The organism is Mycolicibacterium tusciae (assembly GCF_002086795.1).
In the GTDB taxonomy this organism is placed as follows: Bacteria; Actinomycetota; Actinomycetes; order Mycobacteriales; family Mycobacteriaceae; genus Mycobacterium; species Mycobacterium tusciae.
Window position 1 is genome coordinate 109,909 of record NZ_MVIM01000010.1, and the last position, 18,102, is coordinate 128,010.

The following is an 18,102-nucleotide window of genomic DNA, read 5'->3' on the forward strand; positions in this document are numbered from 1 at the left end:
ATGCCATACGAGGTCGGTGATTTGGTCTCCGGCGACCGTCCAGTGGTGCGCGATGCAGGTGATCCGGCCCAGCGCGTAGTCGGCGCGGTCGCCAGGCGCGTACACCTCGCCGACGATCGCGTGCTCGGTGCGGGTCACGGTGGCTAGCGCCGCCATCGCGGACCGCACACCGTCGCGGCCATGGTGGCTGCGTACCGGCTCCAACGAGCGGGGTGGATCAGGTAGCCGCAGTTCGGCTGTGCGCGTGAACAATTCGACCACGTCATCGAAGCGTCGGTCGTCGACCGCTGATGCGTAGAGATGCACCAGGTCGGCGAGCGCGAGTCGGTCGGAAGTGGTCAGGTTCATGGCAGCGGAGGCAGACCGTTGCTCTCCCGGATGTCCATCCGGCATTCACGACGGGTCTGCCCGGTCTGTTGCATGCACAGTCGCACCGGGTTCTCCTCGGCGTACGGAAGCGGTTCCTCGGTCGGCTCGGTGGTGACCGTGGGACTCGGGACGTCGCCCTCGGTGAGTGACCAGACAGAGTCGCCGGTGGGCTGCAGGGTCGAGCAGTACACAGTGGAGCCGTCGGCCGTCGTGGCAGTGCTGCCGACGGGAGAGCAGTTCGCGCCGACGACCGCGGCGGCCGGTGCAGGCGTGATGGTGGCCGTGGTGGTCTGCGTCGGGGACGGCGTCGTTGCCGTGGGTGACGATCGCGGCTCCGGCGGTGGGGGCAGTGGCGCGGACGTAGGCCTGGTGAGCGTCGGTGAGGTGCTGGTCGCAGCGGATGCCGGGCGGTCTTCGTTGTCGGCGCGCCCGGCCTCGAACACAGCCACCACGATCGCTGCGAGCAGCAGCACCGCCAGGATGGCCGGGACGATGATCCCGGCGCGCATCAGAGGGCGTCGGGGCGCTTTCGTGGGCGTCGGCACCGGGGCGGCGAGGCTGGTGCCCACATCGGCCGGTGTGTCCGACCCGAGTTGATGGGCGAGCGCACGCGCGAAATCGGCGCACCGCTCGAAGCGGTCGGCCGGGGACTTCGCCAGCGCCTTGGCGAGCACCGGATCCAGCCCGGCCAGCTCCGGGCGCTGATCGCCGATCGCGGGCGGCGTCGCCGACAGGTGCTGGCTGATGACGACAGCGGGATTCGAATGCTGGAACGGTGGCCTACCGCTCAGCAGGTGAAATGCGGTGGCTGCCAACGCATATTGGTCGGCCCGGCCATCGAGACGCTCACCCATCAACTGCTCGGGTGCGGCGTAGGACACGGTGCCGACCGTCATGTTGGTCGCCGTTAAGCCGCTGATGTCGTTCGTCCAGCGGGCGATTCCGAAGTCCGCCAGCAGAATCCGTTGATCGCTGCCCTCGGGATTGGCGAGCAGAATGTTGGCGGGTTTCACGTCGCGGTGCAGCAGGTTGCGCTGATGGGCGTAGTCCAGGGCGTCGGCCACGGCGGAGATGATCTCGGCGACTTCGCCTCTGGGCATCCCGTCGGGATGGCTCTGACGCAGCAGGCATGCCGCATCGGTGCCCTCGACATAGTCCATCGAGATCCAGAGCTGGCCTTCGAACTCGCCGCGGTCGTGCACGCCGACGATGTGTGGATGCCAAAGCGTGGCGGCGATGTCGGCCTCGCGGTCGAACCGTTCCCGGTACTCACCGTCAGCGGACACCGACGCGGGCAGCACCTTCAGCGCGTCGCGGCGCGGCAGCCGCGGATGCTGCGCGAGGTAGACCTCGCCCATACCGCCGGCACCGAGCAGTCGCACGATGGTGTAACCGGCGAACGTCGCGCCATCGGCCACCGGCATGGGCGAATAGTACGAGATATCGCTAGAGGTCGAGTGTGAGATGCGACCCGTCGGCGGCCCGGGATATGCAGATCAACATCATCTGGTTCTCGTGTTCGGGGTCCGTGAGCAAGGTGTCGCGGTGGTCGACGGTTCCGTCGAGGACGCGCGTGCGGCACGTCCCGCAGAACCCCTGCTGGCAGGAGTACGGGGCGTCGACATCGGCGCGCTTCAGCGCTGCGAGCAGGGTCTCGTCGGCGGCCACGCGGATCTGTCGTCCGGTCGACGCGACCGTGACGTCGAACTCTCTGCCATCGACCACCGGCGGCGCGGCGAACCGCTCGAAGTGCAGTTCGACCTTGTCGCGGCCGGCCAGTTCGGACCGGATCGCGGTGAGCATGGGGGCGGGTCCGCACGCGTATACCGCGGTGCCGTCCGGGCAGTCGCCGAGCAGATCCGACGCCGAGGGCAGCCCGCCGTCATCGTCGGTGTGGATGCGGACCTTGGGTCCGAAATTGGCGACGTCGTCGAGGAACGGCATGCTGTCGCGGCTGCGTCCGGCATAGACCATGGACCAGTCGACACCGAGGCGCTGCGCCACAGCCAGCATCGGCAGGATCGGCGTGATCCCGATACCGCCTGCGATGAAACGGAATTGCCGTGTCGGCGAGCCGTAACCCGGCACGGTCAGGGGGAACGCGTTACGGGGACCCTGCGTCGTCGCGGTCGCACCGACCTCGAGAGCGTCATGCACCTCGATCGAGCCTCCGCCACCGTCAGGAATCCTGCGCACCGCAATGCGGTACACGTCGGTGCGGTCGGGATCTCCGCACAGCGAGTACTGGCGCAGCCGTCCGCTGGGCAGGCCGACATCGATATGGGCACCGGGATGCCAACGGGGTAGCGACCCGGCGTCCGCGGCGGCGAACGTCAGTGCCACCACGTTCTCGTCGTGTGCCACCGTCTGCCTGTCGACCACGCGCAACAATCGCGTGCGGTCGGATGCTTCCGGCAGCCTGACCCGTCGGGTGACTCCGGACAGCGCATCCATCCCGGAGATGACCGCACCGGCGACGCCCATCATGACGTCACGGCGCCCCGGCCGCAGGGGGTTGGTCGGCAGCTGCCGGTAGCGCTCGCGCAGCCCCATCACAGGTGCGCTGCGCGGGCCGCGGGAGAGGAGGCCAGATAGGCGACCGCCTGCGCGGTGGAGCCCATCTCCTCCGGTGAGTACGCGCGTCGGAAGTAGGTCAGCGTCTGCGAGCCGAACAGCACGCGGAACTTGGGCAGCAGCCCGAGTTCGGAGTCGCGCATCCGCAGGCGCTGCATCTTCCACCACGACATGTCGTTGGCGGGATCGGACTTGAACAGGTACCACGTACCGCGCTGGAAGAACGCGAAGATCGCCGACGCGGACAGTGCCATGGCCCTGATACGGGCGGGGTAGCTGTCGTGGAAGTACACCGCCACGTCGTGCGCGACACTGCGATGCTCGACCTCCTCGCTGCCGTGCCACCGGAACAGGTCGACCATCGTCGGGTCGGCCCGGTGCTCGTCCCAGGTGGAGTTGAGCGCGAAGTCGCCGAGCACGGCGGTGTAGTGCTCGATGGCGGCGATGATCCAAAGACGCTCACAGAGATTGCTCAGCCGACGCTTCGGATTCGTGGAAGTCGTTGGTGCCAAGACCTTTCCGAACAGATACTCGACCATCTCGAGGATCGGCGCGGGGTCTACGCCGTTGCCGACGAGGAAGTCGCGGATCACGTCGTCGTGGGCGGCGGCATGCGTGGCTTCTTGGCCGATGAAACCGCGGATGTCCTCGGCGAGCTTGGGATCCTTGACCAACGGCAGCGCCTCGTTGAACGTCTCGACGAACCAATGTTCGGCGGAGGGCAGCACGACGTTGAAGAGGTTGATCATGGTGGACGCGACCGGGTGAGCGGGGATCCACTCCAGCGGGACCTCCGCGAGGTCGAACCGCACCTTGCGGGCCTGGATCTGTACCGGTCCCGGGTCGATCTCCCGAGCAGGCAACGTTGCCATGGCGGACTCCTTCACGAGAAGGTGGTGCATGGGAGCTTACCGGAAGTAGGTGGGAACGCCGGTATCGGGTTCTTGGCGGATTTCGAGTTTCAAGCGCCCGTCTGCGGTCAATAAGAGCGCTATGGCGGTGCTCGGCGACGTATTGAACTGGACCCGGCACCAGGTTGTCTCCCGGGTGCCCAGGGCCGACCTGGACCAACGCGATCCCGACTACATCCGCGAACAGCTGCCCGGGCTGTGGCTGCTGGCGTCGTTGTACTTTCGTGCCGACGTCCGCGGTCTGGACCGGATTCCGGCTGACGGCCCCGTGCTGATGGTCGGCAACCACAGCGGCGGCAACCTCCCGCCGGACACGTTCGTCTTCACGCTGGCGTTCTGTTCGTACTTCGGTGTCGAGCGACCGTTTTATCAACTCGCCCACAACCTCGTCGTGTCGATGCCGGGACTCGGCTCGCTGCGCAAGTTCGGCACGGTGGCGGCCAACCACGAAAACGCCGAGTTGGCTTTGAAGTCCGGCGCCGCGCTGCTCGTGTACCCCGGCGGTGATTATGAAGTCTTCCGGCCGTCGTGGCAGCGGCACGAGGTGGATTTCGGGGGGCGCAAGGGCTACGTCAAGCTCGCCCGTGAGGCCGGGGTCCCGATCGTGCCGATCGCAAGCGTTGGCGGACAGGAGGCGGCGCTGTTCCTCGACCGTGGGCAGTGGCTGGCCAAGCTGCTGATGGTCGACAAGATGGCCCGGTTGAAGAGCGTCCCCATTCTGCTGGCGCCGCCATGGGGTCTGACGGTCAGCGACATGGTGCCGCGGTTGCCCCTGCCGACGAAGATCGCCATCGAGGTGCAGGACCCGATCGAGCCCGACGACATCGCTGGCAGCGACGACGACGTCGTGCACGAAAAGGTGGAGGCCGCGCTGCAGGCCGGGGTGGACAGGCTCGCGGCCGAACGACGATTCCCGGTGCTGGGCTGATGAGGGTGCAACGGCAGTGCGTGGTCGACGCCGATCGCGAAGCGGTGTGGAAGGTCGTCAGCAGCCCCGACTGTTACCCGGAGTTCATGGCCAGCCTCGAACGGTGGGAGATCGCCGACGACCAGCCGGCCAGTCTCGGCGCCCGCTACACCGTGCATTGGAAGGTGGGGTCGGTGCCCATCGGCGGTGTCATCGAGGTCGTCGAGTTCGATCCGCCACGCGAATTGTCGTGGGTGGGGCTCACCGGTGTCTCACAGCGCGGACGGTTTCGGTTGCGCGAAACGGCCGACGGCCGCACAAAAGTCACCTTCCGGCTGGCCTATGAATCGGCGGGCAACGTCCTCGGGCTGATCGCGGACCGCGTGGCCGCCGGCCAAGTCGGCCGCAACATGGGTGAGACGCTGAAGAACCTGCGTCAGATGGTCGAAGGCTAGGCCGGCGGAGGCGCGGCCGGAGCACCTGCGCCGGGAGCGCCCTGGATCGGCACGACCGGCGTCGGGGTCACGGTGGTGACGCCGTTACCGCCGACCCGGGGACCGCCCGAGGGGCCCATCTGCTCGAGCTGCTCGGCTGCTGCCTGGCTGCAGTCCAGCATCAGCAGGATGCGACCGCCCGAGGTGACCTTCTGGCTGTCGACGAGGCAGTTGGCCTGGGAGAGCACGCTGCCGAATGATCCGCCGAAGTAGCCCTTGTAGCCCTGCGACTTCAAAATTTGCAGCGCCTTGTTATAGGGCTCACCGACGACGTTCATGTAGTTCGAGCCGCCCGGCTGGGACATGGCGATTCCCGCTCCGACCAGCGCGACGGAACCGACTGCCACGAGCCCTCCGCTCAGCACAACGAGCTTCTTCACGTGAAATGTCTCCCTATGTCGATGCGGTGCGAACATATCGCAGACGTGACAAATGTGAAACCGGAGAAGAAGCGCTCCGTGTTACATCTGGGGTTACCCCTGGGTGTTCGCCGCGGCGCGCATGACCTGGCCCAACGCGGCCGCCCGCGGATCGACGAAAACGTCCTCCAGCAGCATTTTCTTGCCGTCCGGGCCCGTCAGCGGCACTCTCCAGTTCGGGTATTCGTCCGTCGTACCCGGCTGATTCTGGGTGCGCAGGTCCCCGACCGCGTCGGCCAGCGAGAGCGTCAGCAGTCGCGACCGCGTCCGGCCCAGGTACTTGTAGAGCGCGCTGACCACCTGATCGACTCCGACCTCGTCCAGCTCGCCGCTCAACAACCCGACCCGACGCAGCTCGTCGAGCCACGCGGCCTGCTGGCGACGATCGGCGGCCAGTTCCTCCTCGGCGGGCCGCGTCAGCAGCCCGAGCTCGTCGCGCAGCCGGACATGTTCGCCCGCGAGGTAGCCGGGGGTCGGGGGGAGGTCGTGGGTGGTCACCGAGGACAGGCAGAACTCACGCCAGCGCTCGGCCCGCAGCGGCGCGCCGTTACCGTCTCGGTCGAACTCGAACCACAAGATCGATGTGCCGAACAACCCGCGCTCGCGCAGATAGTCGCGCACCCAGGGTTCGACGGTGCCTAGATCCTCGCCCACGACGACGGCGCCGGCTCGGTGGGCCTCCAGCGCGACGATCCCGATCATCGCCTCGTGGTCGTACCGCACATAGGTACCCTCCGTCGGCGGGGCGCCCTTCGGAATCCACCACAGCCGGAACAGTCCGATGATGTGGTCGATCCGCACGCCACCCGCATGCCGAAGCAGCGTGTTGACGAGCGCGCGGACCGGCTCGTAGGCCTGGTTCGCGAGTTCGTCGGGTCGCCAGGGCGGCTGTGACCAGTCCTGGCCGAGCTGATTGAACTCATCCGGCGGCGCGCCTGCGGTGACGCCCAACGCCAGCACGTCCTGCAGGGCCCATGCATCGGCCCCGTTGGGGTCGACCCCGACGGCGAGGTCATGCATGATGCCCAGCCCCATGCCCGACGCCACCGACGTCGCCTGCGCCGCGGTCAGCTGATCGTCGAGTTGCCATTGCAGCCAGCGATGGAAATCGACGGCCGCCGCGTTGTCGGCGGCGAACCGGGCGACGGCCGGGCTTTCGGGGTGACGCACCTCCTCGGGCCACTCGTGCCAATCGCCGCCGTGTTTCTCGGCCAGGGCGCACCACGTCGCGAAATCATCGAGGTTGCGACCCTGCCGCTCGCGGTAGGCCTGGTATGCCAGTTCCCGGCCCGCGGATCGCTGCACACGGTAGACGGCCTCCAGGGCGGCGCGCTTGTACTTCCAGACGCGGTCACGGTCGATGAGGCGCGACTTGTGTGCGCGCGCCTGCGCATTCGCCCGGGCCTTGACGATGCGGCCCCGGTTCTCGACGTACGCGAACTCGGGGATCGCCTCCACCCGCAGGTATATCGGGTTGACGAACCGCCGTGAGGTCGGCAGGTAGGGCGACGGCTCCATCGGCGGGGTGGGCGAGGCGGCGTGCAACGGGTTGACGAGGACGAAGCCCGCACCGTGCCGAGACGCCGACCATACGGCGAGATCGGTGAGGTCGGTCAAATCGCCGATGCCCCAAGAGGTTCGCGATCGAACGCTGTAGAGCTGGGTGGCCAGCCCCCACGTCCGTCCCGTCGGCGGCTCCAACGATGCGGGGGAGACGACGATCGGTGAACTGATGTCGGACGTTCCCAGTTGCAGATGCAGTTCGTGATAACCGAGCGGCAGGTCGGCGGGTAACTCGAAGCTTGCTTCGCCGACCAGTCGGCCACCGAGATCATAAGGGGGACGGTTGTTTTCGAGCTGGCGCAAACCCGTCCGGACGGATCCGTCCTCGAGCCGGATCCACAACCTCACCGGATCGCCGTGTGTGACGTGTACCCAGAACGACGACGTCGACCCGGCGCGGCCGACGATCACCGGCGGCAGCGGGCGAGACCAGTGGTCACGATCGTGTTCTGCCAATGCCGCGGTGCGCCGATAGTCGGTGGTGGCCTGCACGCCGAGGGCGTCGAGCACGCCGACCAGTGTGGATTCGGAAACCGTGATGCGCCTTCCGGTCCAGTCTTCGTATTCCGTTGCGACGCCGTACCGTCGCGCCAACTCGACGAGCGACTCGGGGAGTTCGGTCATGCGACTATCTTGCCCGCAATCACTCGACGTCACGCATCAGCAGGTCATCCCAGGTGTCGCGGCGGACCACCAGCCGCGCCGCACCGGCGCGGGTGAACACCACCGGAACCCGGCGGGCACCGTTGTACTGATTGGACATCGTGTAGCAGTAGGCCCCGGTGACGGGCACCACGAGCAGGTCGCCGATCGATGGTTCTCGTAGTGCGACGCCGTCGACCAGTTGGTCGCCCGATTCGCAGTGCCGTCCGACGACGCTGACGGTTTCGCCGCCACCGACCCGGTTGACGATCGTCGCCTCGAACCGCTGACCGGTGAGTGAGACCTCGAGATTGTCACCCATGCCGCCGTCCACCGCGACGTGCGTGACGACGCCGCGTTTGAGGGTCGTGATGCGGTAGATCGTGCACGCGCTGTTGGCGACCATGCTGCGGCCGGGTTCGACGATGATGCGGCTGCCCGCCGGTAGCAGCGCCGTCGCCTGAGTCACCATCGCGTCGGCATAGTCGTCGAGGGTCGGCGGGTGCTCCGCGTAGGTGTAGCGCACGCCGAGCCCACCGCCGAGGTCATACACCTCGAAGGTGCCCAGCTTGGCGATCGGCTCGACCGCCTGCGCGAGCTGCTCGACGTTCAGCAGCTGTGAGCCGACATGGGTGTGCACGCCATCGAGGCGCATCTTGGCGCTGCGCTCGATCCGTGCGATCGCGGCACGGGCATCGTCGGGCGCCAGGCCGAACTTCGACCCAGCGTGCCCCGTCGCCTGCGAGGCATGTGTGGCGGCCTCCACGCCCGGGATGACCCGGACCAGGCACGGCTGCTGATGTCCCGTCGGAACGATGCGCTCGAGGCGGTCGATGTCGTCGAAGTTGTCGACGACCACCAGTCCGATTCCGTGCTTCACAGCCATGCCGAGTTCGTCGTCGGATTTGGCATTGCCGTGCAGCAGAATCCGGGCCGGGTCGACGCCCGCCTTGAGAGCGGTCCGGATCTCGCCGCCGCCCGCGACGTCGAGGTGGAGACCCTCATGGGCCATCACCCGCTGAACGGCCGTGCATGGGAATGACTTCGACGCGAACGCCACGTCGCAGCGCGGCCAGCGACTGCGGAAGGCGCTGAGGTAGTCGCGGGCCCGCTGACGCAACGCGTCTTCGGAGACGACGATGGCCGGCGTGCCGAACTGCGCGGCCACGTCGTCGAGGCGGCATCCGCCGACCACGAGGGTTCCGTCGCTGTCGGTGCGGGTGCCCGGTGGGAAGAGGCCGACCAACTCGTCGGCCGTCGCCTCGGTGTGGATCGTCATCGCCCCAGCGTCTCACCGCGTGTGCGCGCGTGAATGCAGTCGACAAAGTTCGCGAACTCACCTATGGTATGTCTGTAATGATCCTTACAGAGCGAACGCCGACGAAAAAGCAGCAGCAGGGCGAGCAGTCCCGCGAGCAGATCCTCGACGCGACGGAAAAGCTGATGGCCTCACGCGGCTACGCCGCGACGTCCATCAGTGACATCCGCAAGGCCTGCGGCCTTCCGGCGAGTTCGATCTACTGGCACTTCGCATCCAAGGATGGCGTGCTGGCGGCCGTCATGGAACGCGGTGCCCAGCGGTATTTCGCGGCCATACCCGCCGACGCCACCGTCGAACGACAGCTCGACGCGGTGATCAACCAGCAGTCACAGCATCCGGACTTCCTGCGGCTGTTCCTGCTCCTGTCACTGGAGCGCAGCGACGATCCCGCGGTCGCCGAAGTGGTGCGACGGGTCCGCGACACCGCGATCGCGCGGTTTCGCGACGCGATCGCACAACTGCTTCCCGACGACATTCCCGACCGCACGGCGCAGCGCGTCCTGGATGAACTCGCCGCGGTGGCCGTCGCACTGTCGGACGGCATCTTCCTCGCGGTCCATCTCGAGCCCGAGACCACCGACGTCGACCGGATGTACCGGCGGCTGCATCAGACCGTAACCGCCTTGATCCCGGCTCTCTTGGAGGAGAAGTGACCGCAACACCGAACAAGACAGCGATCATCACCGGTGCCAGCGCCGGTCTCGGATTGGAATGCGCGACAGCGCTTCTCGCGAGTGACCCAACCTGGCACGTCGTGTTCGCGGTGCGCGACGTGGCGCGCGGCGCGCACTCGGTCGAACAGGCCGGCCACCCGGCGCGGTGCACGGTTCTCGAAATGGACCTCGCGTCGCTGACGTCGGTCCACGCCTTTGCCGACGACTTCGGCGGCCGCGGACTGCCGCCGCTGCATGCGATCGTCTGCAATGCCGGCCTTCAGGTGGTGTCGGGCACCGAACGCACCGCCGAGGGCGTGGAGATGACGTTCGGAGTGAACCATCTCGGACACTTCGCCCTGGTGCGGGACCTGCTCGCGGACCTGGCCCACCCGGCGCGCATCGTGGTCGTCGCCAGCGGTACCCACGATCCGGCGAAGACCACGGGTATGCCCGCACCGCGGTACACCAGGGCCGCCGACCTCGCGCACCCCGCGGATGACGAACCGGTCGACGGCCGCCGCCGGTACACCACGTCGAAGCTGTGCAACGTGCTGTACACGTACGAACTCGATCGCCGGCTCGGCTGCGGCGTCAACGGTGTCACGGTCAACGCGTTCGATCCCGGCCTGATGCCCGGCTCCGGCCTGGCCCGCGATTACTCGGCGATCGGGCGGTGGGCCTGGCGGTACGTGTTCCCACTGCTGCGGGTGCTGCCGAATGTCAACAGCGCCCGGGCCTCGGGCGCGCGCCTGGCGGCGCTGGTCTGCGATCCCCGGTTCGACGACGTCACCGGCTCGTATTTCGAAGGGGAGCGGCCGATCGCATCGTCGGCCGACTCCTACGACCGTGCAAAGGCGCTCGACCTGTGGGAGACGAGCGAGCGACTACTCGAACGCACCGAACATCAGGATCAGCCCGGCGAACCCCGCGGTCGCGCAGCCAAGTAGGACGATCTCCGTCTTCGCCGCGACCGTGAAACGGTGCGCCCGTCGGCGGGCCAGCCAGACGACAAGGACCGCCAACAGGGCTCCCACCACGGGCAGTGCGATCCGCCCGTCATCCAGTGGACCCCGACCGAACAATGGCAGCGCTCCGGCGACCAGGAAGCTGATCGCGGTTCGCTCCCAGGACAACTGGGTGCGTTCGGCCTGTAACCCTGGCTTCTCCGGTCGAGGCGGCATGGTTTACGGCTGCACCGCGATCACGACGATCAGTGCGATGGTCAGTACGACGATGGCGCCGCCGAGCAGCGCCGGCATCCGGGATCGGGGCAGTTCGCCGCCCTCATGCATGGCGGTCTGCACAGCACGCCAACGCAGAACCGCCAGCACCGCAAGGACGCCGCCAGATGCAGTCAGCACCATCCCGAGGCCGTGGCGCACTCCGGGAATGGTCAGGGCAGGCACCAGTTGCACGACCGCGACGCCGCCGGCGATCAGTGCCAGCGCGGTGCGGATCCACGCGAGGAAGGTGCGCTCGTTGGCGAGCGTGAAGCGATAGTCCAGATCCTCGTGATCGTCGGTCACTGCCACGACCAGTCAGCCTAGAGTCCGGGGGTCGGTAGTGTCGCCGGACATGGCGCCTGAATCGGTCGACGTCGTTGTGGCGCAGCACCGAAGGGCCAGAATCGCGGTCGCGGCCCTGTTCCTGAGCAACGGAGCGTTGTTCGCCAACCTGTTGCCCCGCTACCCGGAGATCAAGACCGACCTGCAGTTGTCCAACACGATGTTCGGAATCGCGATCGCGGCGTTCTCCGCGGGCGCGTTGGTGGCAGGCCTCTCCGCGGGGGCGTTGATCCGCAGGTACCGATCGTCGCGCGTGGCGGTCGTCAGCACCCTCGGCCTCGCGGGATTCGTCGTCGCTGCGGCCCTGGCAGGAACCCCGTTGATTCTCGCCGCCGCGTTGTTCATGGCGGGAGCGTGCGATGCGGTCACCGACGTGGCGCAGAACGCGCACGGGCTGCGGTTGCAGCGCAATTACGGCCGGTCGATCATCAACTCGCTGCATGCGGTCTGGGCGGCGGGAGCCATCATCGGCGGTGTGATGGGTGCCGGCGCGATCGCGCTGGGCATTTCCCGGGCAACGCATTTGGCGATCGCGGCGGTCCTGTTCGGCGGCGTCGTGCTGATCGCCTACCCGTACCTGTTGAAGGGGGCCGATCACAGCGACCATCCGGCGCGGCCGGCAGGGCAGGGATCTGGTGCGGGTTTGGCGGTGTACGGGACACTGGTCGCGCTCGTCGTGCTCGCCATCGCGGGAGCGACCGTCGAGGATGCGGGAAGTTCCTGGGCGACACTGTATTTGCGTGACAGCCTCGGTGCGCCCGGGGCGGTCGCGGTGTTCGGCTATGTCGCGCTGGTCGGATTCATGTTCATCGGCCGGCTGATCGGGGACCGTCTTGTCGACAGGTTCGGCGAACGCGCGGTGGTTCGCGCCGGTGGCGTCCTCGCGGCCGCGGGAATGGGGGCGGCGCTGACCTTCCCCTCGATTCCAGGCACCATCGCGGGGTTCGCTGCGGCGGGCTTCGGAGTGGCGACCCTCATCCCGGCGGCGATGCACCGCGCCGACCAGCTGCCTGGCCTGCGCCCGGGCAGCGGATTGACGGTGCTGACGTGGCTGATGCGGATCGGTTTCTTCGGCGCGCCCCTGATCGTCGGCGTCATCGCCGATGCGACGAGCCTTCGGATCGGCCTGCTGTCCGTGCCTGTCGCCGGGCTAGTGGCGATCGCACTGGCCGGAGCGCTCAGTGCGCGACCCCGACCATCTCGATCGTGAGCACGCCGCCGATGATGAGCACGATGCCCAGCCCCATCATCGGAGTCAGGGCTTCGTTGAACAGGAACCGCGCGATGACCGCAACCAGCGCGATGCCGCACGCCGACCACACGCCGTACGCGATGCCGACCGGCATGCCCAGTCCCAGCGACACGTACAGCAGATAGAACGACAGTAGGTAGCCGGTGATGATCGGTGCGATCCACGCCTTCTTGCGGAAACCGTCCGACGCGCGGAGCGACAGGGTCGCGACGACTTCGACGAGTATGGCGCCGGCGAGCGCGAGCCACATCACCGAGCCGCCCCGGCGGCGACATCCGGTTCCGGCTCGGCGGTCGCGGCGCGATGCGAACCGAACTCGATCAGCAGCACCCCGGCGATGATGAGCCCGATGCCCGCGACGATCGGCCAGGTGAACGGGTCGCCGAAGAGTACGGCGGCCAGGACCGCGGTGACCGCTGTGCCCAGCGCGCCCCAGATTCCGTACGCGATGCCGACGGGTACGCCGGCGCGCAGCACCATCGTCAAGAACACGAACGAGGTGAGGTAGCCGGCGACCACGACCGCGAGCCACGCCGAATGATCCTGGGAGGCACGCAGAGACAGCGTGGCGGCGACCTCGGTCGAGATTGCGCCCGCAAGTAGCGCCCACTTCAGCACGGCACCAAGCTATGCCATGGGCCTCAGACCGCGCGTTCGACCATGGGTGTGAGCACCTCGTGCGCGAACTGCCGGAGTTCGGCGTCGTCGCTGAAGTCGGGGTCGTCCGGCGGCATCGAGATATAGGTGATGAACAACCGGGCGAACACGTCGGCGACCCAGCGGACCTGCCGTGGCGGCGTGCCCGGCATGTCACCGTGAATGCAGTTGGCGATGAACGCCGACCCCATCTTCAGCAGTTCCGCCGAATCGATCGGTGCGGGTTCGACGTGACCGGCGCGGCGCAGCATCGGATGCTCGCGGGCGAACGTGACCGCGGCGATGAACGCCGCGGCCACCCCTTCGTTCGGATCTTCGGTGGCATCGATGGCATCGGCGACGGCGCCGAGGAACCGTTGCGTCTCACGGCGAACCAGCGCTCCCACCAGATCGTCGCGACGGGGGTAGCGGCGGTAGGCCGTCATCCGTGACACACCGGCGCGGCGCACCACGTCCTCGACCGTAATCCGTTGCAGCCCAACTGCGGCCGCCTCCTGCAGGGCGGCGTCGAGTATGCGTTGGCTGGTCCGGTCGGCCGCTTCGCCCACGTTGCCGCCCGCCTTGGCGGTGGACGCGGCGCCGCCGATGACCTCGATGAGCTGGGCGTCGATCACGACACCGCGACCTTCGGACGCGCACCAGCCGCACGTTCGCGGGCGAGCTCGGCGTACCGCGGTGTCCCGAATGCCCACCGCAAGTGCCGGGCGTCGAGGTGCAGGGCGGGCTCGATGAGCCGGCGGGTCAGCGCGGACGGGCGGTCATAGCCGATGAGCTCGCGTGCCCACGCCGGGGCGCGGCTCATGCCCGCGTAGATCGCGAACCGGTGCAGTTGCCGGTCCACCGGCCCTGGCAGGTCGGGGAAAAACGGCGAAGTCGCCAAGAAATCGATGAACTCACGCGTCTGCGCGTTCACGCTCAGCCTCGGTCGCATGGTCTCGACGTAATCGAAGAGTTCGGCGGCCGTCGTCGGCACCCAGTCTGCGCCGCCCAACTTGCCGATCACCGCCTGTTCGGCCAGATACCGGTCTTGCTCCTCGCGGCTCAGCGGGCGTTTGGTGTGTTCATAGGTCCGCAGAATCATCCACGGGATGCACGTGTGCACCCAGGCGATCAGCTCGGGATCCAGGGCGCGGTACGGCACGCCGTCGGGGCGAGTGCCGTTGACGAACGAGTGCACGTGCTTGACGCGTTCGATGACGCGGGTCGCGGCCTCGGTGTTGCCGAACGTCGTGGTCAGCACGTAGCCCAGGGTGGCGCGGGCCCGCTGGAATGGGTCTTCGCGGTAGTTGGACAGATCCTGAACACCCGCCACCACCGACGGATGGAGGATCTCCAGCACGATCGCCGGCAAACCGGCCTGCGAGACGGATGCGAGGTCGGCGTTGATCTCCCACGAAATGCTGCCGGGCCCGATCAGCCCGGGATCGCCTGGTGGCCCACCGTAGACCGCCGGATCATCATGACGACCAGCGCTCTTCTCGAAATCCTGCACGATGCGGTTGCGAAGCTTCTCGGCGGCGACGACCCGCTGCGGTACAAATGTGACACTCACACCACCATATATACCAGCTGGCCGCGGAGGGATGCGGTACGCGCGCGTACTGTGGAGTGGTTGTTTTCCCATCGAGGAGGTCAATCGGTGACAGCAGAGGCCAATACGCGACGCGCTGCCGACGACCGGCGACCGGCGGTGCCGGCAGTCGAGCCCATCGTCGTCGACACCAGCTACGGACCCGTACGCGGCGTCGACAACGGAATTGTCAAGGTGTGGAAGGGCATTCGCTATGCCGCGGCGCCGACCGGCGACCTGCGGTGGCGGGCACCCCAGGCGCCCCAGCGGTGGTCGGAACCGGCCGATGCGACGCGGGTGGGACCCGTCTGCCCCAGCCCACCGATCCGAGGATCCCGATCGACCTCGGCGCGCTGCAGGGTGACGACTGCCTGACGTTGAACGTGTGGGCGTCGTCGGATACCGAGGCCGGCGACGGCAAACCGGTGATGGTATGGCTGCACGGCGGCGCCTACATCCTCGGCTCGTCGGCGCAATCGCTGTATCACGGTGCTGCACTGGCGAGCGGCGGCGACGCGCTGATCGTCACGGTCAACTATCGGTTGGGCGCACTGGGGTTCCTGGACCTGTCCTCCTTCGGCGCCGGGTTCGATACCAATCTCGGCTTGCGCGACGCGCTGTTCGCACTGCAATGGGTGCGCGACAACATCGCCGGATTCGGGGGCGACCCGGCCCGCGTCACATTGTTCGGCGAGTCGGCCGGCGCAGGCATGGTGACCACGCTGCTGGCGAGCCCCGCGGCCGCGGGACTGTTCTCGGCGGCCATCGCCCAGAGTTCGCCGGCAACATCGATTTACGACTCCGAGCGCGGCCGTCGCTTCGCCGAACTGTTCCTCGATGCGCTGGACATCGGGCGGGGCGAAGCCCGACGCCTGCCCGCCATTCCGATTGACGCCGTGTTGGCGGCCTCCAAGAAGGTTTTCGACGAAGTGCCGGCCCGCTGGCCGGGAACACTGGCCTTCGCCCCGATCATCGACGGTGACATCATCCCCGCGCACCCGGTGAAGCTGGCCCGAGAAGGAGGCACGCATCCAGTCCCGTTGATCATCGGCACGAACAAGCACGAGGCCGCGCTGTTCCGGTGGATGAAGTCGCCGTTGATGCCGATCTCGCCGCAGGCGCTGCGGGCGATGTTCACCGAGATCGCCGCCGAGCAGCCGGCGCTGCAGCTGCCCGATGAAGCGCAGATCCGCACCGCATACCGGGGCCGGCCCAAGACGATCGGCATGGGGGTGGCCCGCGACATCGGTTTCCGGATGCCGTCGATCTGGTTCGCCGACGGCCACCGGAAGGTCGCACCCGTCTACCTCTACCGGTTCGACTTTGCGCCTCCGATGCTGCGCCTATTGCGCCTCGGCGCGGCGCACGCCACCGAGTTGCCGTATGTATGGGGCAACCTGGTCGGCGGGCCCAAGGACCCGACGTTCAAACTGGGTGGGCTCAAGGCCGGCAAGACGGTGTCGGCGCGGCTGCGCAGGCGCTGGGTGAGCTTCGCGGTGGACGGCACGCCGTCCGCCTCGGCCGGGGATCCCGAGTGGCGTCCGTACCGCAAAGAGGATCGGGCGTCGCTGATCATCGACGCGTCCGAACGGGTGGTCGACGATCTGGACCGTGACCTGCGGCTGGCCTGGGGCGACGAGGTGCTCAGCTTCCGCTGAGTATCTCCGAGTTCCCTTCGTCCCCTGCCCTTCGGGCGTGGGCCCATCGCCCGCCCCGCTTCGTCGTAAACTTTCCCACCGGAGGTGTCACCTTGGACGTGAACGTGGCCTGGACTCCGAATTTGACCGACGTGCTACCGCCGCTGATGCACGACCCGGTGACGTTCGCGATCCCGTTCTTCCTCATCATGCTGATCATCGAATGGGTCAGTGCGGGAAAGCTGGTGCATGACGAGGCGGAACGGGCACCGGCGGGCGCCTATCTGAAGCCCGACGCGTGGGCGAGCATCAAGATGGGGCTGGTCTCGATCGTCACCAGTGGCGTCCTCAACGCCGCCGCCCTGCTGGCCTACGCCGCGCTCTACGTTTACGTGGCACCGTGGCAGCTCCCGTCCACCGCCTGGTACACCTGGGTGATCGCCATCGTCGGCGTCGACGTCCTCTACTACTTCTATCACCGGATCGCCCACCGCGTCCGCCTGATCTGGGCGACCCATCAAGCACATCACTCCAGCCAGTACTTCAACTTCGCGACCGCGCTGCGCCAGAAGTGGAACATCAGCGGCGATGTGTTCCTGCGGGCGCTGCTGCCACTGCTCGGCGTGCCGCCGTGGATGGTGTTCGCCAGCTTCTCCATCAACCTCATCTACCAATTCTGGATCCACACGGAGCGCATCGGAAAGCTCTGGCGGCCAATCGAATTCGTCTTCAACACACCGTCGCATCACCGCGTTCACCACGGCATGGACCAGCAGTACCTCGACAAGAACTACGGCGGCATCTTCATCCTTTGGGACCGGCTGTTCCGCAGCTTCAAGGAAGAGAACGTGCGCCCGAACTACGGGCTGACCAAGCAGGTCGACACCTACAACATCTGGACGCTGCAGACCCACGAGTACGTGTCGATCTTCCGCGACGTCCGGCGGGCCACGCGGTGGCGCGACAAGCTGGGCTACGCCTTCGGCCCGCCGGGGTGGGAACCCGCCCGGCGGCGACTTATCGTCGACGAATCGCCCCAAGTTCGCATATAGATCGGCGCTCGACCCCGCAGTATTGACCCATGGATGTCAGAGAGGTTCTGCTGCCCGGCGTCGGGTTGCGCTACGAATTCGACAACCGTGACGGCGACCGCATCGGCGTGGTCGCACGACGCACCCGTGACTTCGAAATCGTTGTGTACCCCAAAGAGGATCCCGACCAGGCACGGCAGGTCTTCCGGTTGACCGAAGACGAGGCAGAAGCCCTCGCTCAGATCCTGGGTGCACCGCGTATCGCTGAACGATTCGCCGACCTCACCCGTGAAGTCCCGGGCCTCGATGCCGGACAGGTTGTCCTCGAGCCCGGAAGTCCCTTCGTGAACCGCCCACTGGGGGAGACCCGGGCTCGGACGCGCACCGGCGCATCCATCGTCGCGATCGTGCGCAACGACGCGGTCATCGCTTCGCCAGGTCCGGCCGAGACTCTCAGCGCCGGTGACGTTTTAGTGGTGATTGGCACCGCGGAAGGCATCCTGGGCGTCCAAGACATCGTGGCCAGAGGCTGAC

General features: G+C 67.3%; 19 protein-coding genes and 2 pseudogenes. 8 read left to right on the forward strand and 13 right to left on the reverse strand.

Features of this window, described 5'->3' with window-relative positions; all coding sequences use genetic code 11:
• Positions 1-3 precede the first annotated feature (3 nt).
• The 4 genes and pseudogenes from BST47_RS19120 to BST47_RS19135 all read right to left on the reverse strand — a co-directional run.
• A pseudogene (locus BST47_RS19120) lies at positions 4-393 on the reverse strand (nuclear transport factor 2 family protein); the annotation flags it as partial.
• Positions 345-1,793 (reverse strand): serine/threonine-protein kinase, encoded by a 1,449-nt coding sequence (locus BST47_RS19125; protein WP_083127217.1) that lies wholly within the window; start codon positions 1,791-1,793, stop codon positions 345-347. The gene BST47_RS19125 and the pseudogene BST47_RS19120, both read right to left, overlap by 49 nt.
• 22 nt (positions 1,794-1,815) lie before the next feature.
• Positions 1,816-2,922 carry a PDR/VanB family oxidoreductase gene (locus BST47_RS19130; RefSeq protein ID WP_083127218.1) on the reverse strand — a complete coding sequence of 369 codons (1,107 nt, stop codon included), beginning with the start codon at positions 2,920-2,922 and terminating at the stop codon, positions 1,816-1,818.
• A complete protein-coding gene (locus BST47_RS19135; RefSeq protein WP_083127284.1) occupies positions 2,922-3,815 on the reverse strand; it encodes a metal-dependent hydrolase in 894 nt (297 codons plus the stop codon). Before BST47_RS19135 ends, BST47_RS19130 begins: the two co-directional genes overlap by 1 nt.
• A 121-nt stretch (positions 3,816-3,936) precedes the next feature.
• Here BST47_RS19135 and BST47_RS19140 point away from each other — a divergent pair, with 121 nt between their 5' ends.
• Both BST47_RS19140 and BST47_RS19145 read left to right on the forward strand, forming a co-directional pair.
• The gene (locus BST47_RS19140) at positions 3,937-4,782 is read left to right on the forward strand and encodes a lysophospholipid acyltransferase family protein (RefSeq protein ID WP_083127219.1); all 846 of its coding nucleotides are present in this window, start codon (positions 3,937-3,939) and stop codon (positions 4,780-4,782) included.
• Positions 4,782-5,216, forward strand: a complete 435-nt coding sequence (locus tag BST47_RS19145; RefSeq protein ID WP_083127220.1) for an SRPBCC family protein — start codon at positions 4,782-4,784, stop codon at positions 5,214-5,216. The genes BST47_RS19140 and BST47_RS19145 overlap by 1 nt, the downstream gene beginning before the upstream one ends.
• Here BST47_RS19145 and BST47_RS19150 read toward each other — a convergent pair.
• The 3 genes from BST47_RS19150 to lysA all read right to left on the reverse strand — a co-directional run bounded on the left by BST47_RS19150 (position 5,213) and on the right by lysA (position 9,158).
• Entirely contained in the window at positions 5,213-5,635 is a 423-nt protein-coding gene (locus BST47_RS19150) for a hypothetical protein (RefSeq protein ID WP_083127221.1), read from the reverse strand. The genes BST47_RS19145 and BST47_RS19150 overlap by 4 nt on opposite strands.
• 93 nt (positions 5,636-5,728) lie before the next feature.
• The gene (gene malQ / locus BST47_RS19155; RefSeq protein WP_083127222.1) at positions 5,729-7,861 is read right to left on the reverse strand and encodes a 4-alpha-glucanotransferase; all 2,133 of its coding nucleotides are present in this window, start codon (positions 7,859-7,861) and stop codon (positions 5,729-5,731) included.
• A gap of 19 nt (positions 7,862-7,880) precedes the next feature.
• Positions 7,881-9,158, reverse strand: coding sequence for a diaminopimelate decarboxylase (gene lysA / locus BST47_RS19160; RefSeq protein ID WP_083127223.1), 1,278 nt, complete (start codon positions 9,156-9,158; stop codon positions 7,881-7,883).
• Positions 9,159-9,235: 77 nt separating this feature from the next.
• On the opposite strand from lysA, the gene BST47_RS19165 reads away from it, so the two are divergent.
• Positions 9,236-9,853: a TetR/AcrR family transcriptional regulator gene (locus tag BST47_RS19165; protein WP_083127224.1), complete on the forward strand. Its 618-nt coding sequence runs from the start codon at positions 9,236-9,238 to the stop codon at positions 9,851-9,853.
• Positions 9,850-10,803 carry an SDR family NAD(P)-dependent oxidoreductase gene (locus BST47_RS19170; RefSeq protein WP_083127225.1) on the forward strand — a complete coding sequence of 318 codons (954 nt, stop codon included), beginning with the start codon at positions 9,850-9,852 and terminating at the stop codon, positions 10,801-10,803. Before BST47_RS19165 ends, BST47_RS19170 begins: the two co-directional genes overlap by 4 nt.
• Here BST47_RS19170 and BST47_RS19175 read toward each other — a convergent pair.
• Positions 10,741-11,037: a DUF202 domain-containing protein gene (locus tag BST47_RS19175; RefSeq protein WP_083127226.1), complete on the reverse strand. Its 297-nt coding sequence runs from the start codon at positions 11,035-11,037 to the stop codon at positions 10,741-10,743. The genes BST47_RS19170 and BST47_RS19175 overlap by 63 nt on opposite strands.
• 3 nt (positions 11,038-11,040) lie before the next feature.
• Positions 11,041-11,382: a YidH family protein gene (locus BST47_RS19180; RefSeq protein ID WP_083127227.1), complete on the reverse strand. Its 342-nt coding sequence runs from the start codon at positions 11,380-11,382 to the stop codon at positions 11,041-11,043.
• A 49-nt stretch (positions 11,383-11,431) separates the two neighbouring features.
• On the opposite strand from BST47_RS19180, the gene BST47_RS19185 reads away from it, so the two are divergent.
• Positions 11,432-12,631 (forward strand): MFS transporter, encoded by a 1,200-nt coding sequence (locus BST47_RS19185; RefSeq protein WP_083127228.1) that lies wholly within the window; start codon positions 11,432-11,434, stop codon positions 12,629-12,631.
• Here BST47_RS19185 and BST47_RS19190 read toward each other — a convergent pair.
• From BST47_RS19190 to BST47_RS19205, 4 genes are read right to left on the reverse strand one after another with little or no spacing between them, the layout of a single operon-like run.
• Positions 12,600-12,923 carry a DMT family transporter gene (locus BST47_RS19190; RefSeq protein ID WP_083127229.1) on the reverse strand — a complete coding sequence of 108 codons (324 nt, stop codon included), beginning with the start codon at positions 12,921-12,923 and terminating at the stop codon, positions 12,600-12,602. The genes BST47_RS19185 and BST47_RS19190 overlap by 32 nt on opposite strands.
• A complete protein-coding gene (locus tag BST47_RS19195; protein ID WP_083127230.1) occupies positions 12,923-13,291 on the reverse strand; it encodes a DMT family transporter in 369 nt (122 codons plus the stop codon). The genes BST47_RS19190 and BST47_RS19195 overlap by 1 nt, the downstream gene beginning before the upstream one ends.
• A 23-nt stretch (positions 13,292-13,314) precedes the next feature.
• Complete coding sequence (locus BST47_RS19200) at positions 13,315-13,944, reverse strand: TetR/AcrR family transcriptional regulator (protein ID WP_083127231.1); 630 nt, start codon at positions 13,942-13,944, stop codon at positions 13,315-13,317.
• The gene (locus tag BST47_RS19205) at positions 13,941-14,882 is read right to left on the reverse strand and encodes an oxygenase MpaB family protein (protein ID WP_083127232.1); all 942 of its coding nucleotides are present in this window, start codon (positions 14,880-14,882) and stop codon (positions 13,941-13,943) included. The genes BST47_RS19200 and BST47_RS19205 overlap by 4 nt, the downstream gene beginning before the upstream one ends.
• A gap of 87 nt (positions 14,883-14,969) precedes the next feature.
• On the opposite strand from BST47_RS19205, the pseudogene BST47_RS19210 reads away from it, so the two are divergent.
• The 3 genes and pseudogenes from BST47_RS19210 to BST47_RS19220 all read left to right on the forward strand — a co-directional run bounded on the left by BST47_RS19210 (position 14,970) and on the right by BST47_RS19220 (position 18,101).
• Positions 14,970-16,558 (forward strand): annotated as a pseudogene (locus BST47_RS19210) (carboxylesterase/lipase family protein).
• A 146-nt stretch (positions 16,559-16,704) separates the two neighbouring features.
• Positions 16,705-17,589: a sterol desaturase family protein gene (locus BST47_RS19215; protein ID WP_083127285.1), complete on the forward strand. Its 885-nt coding sequence runs from the start codon at positions 16,705-16,707 to the stop codon at positions 17,587-17,589.
• A gap of 29 nt (positions 17,590-17,618) precedes the next feature.
• Positions 17,619-18,101, forward strand: a complete 483-nt coding sequence (locus BST47_RS19220) for a cation:proton antiporter regulatory subunit (RefSeq protein WP_083127233.1) — start codon at positions 17,619-17,621, stop codon at positions 18,099-18,101.
• Position 18,102: the final 1 nt, after the last annotated feature.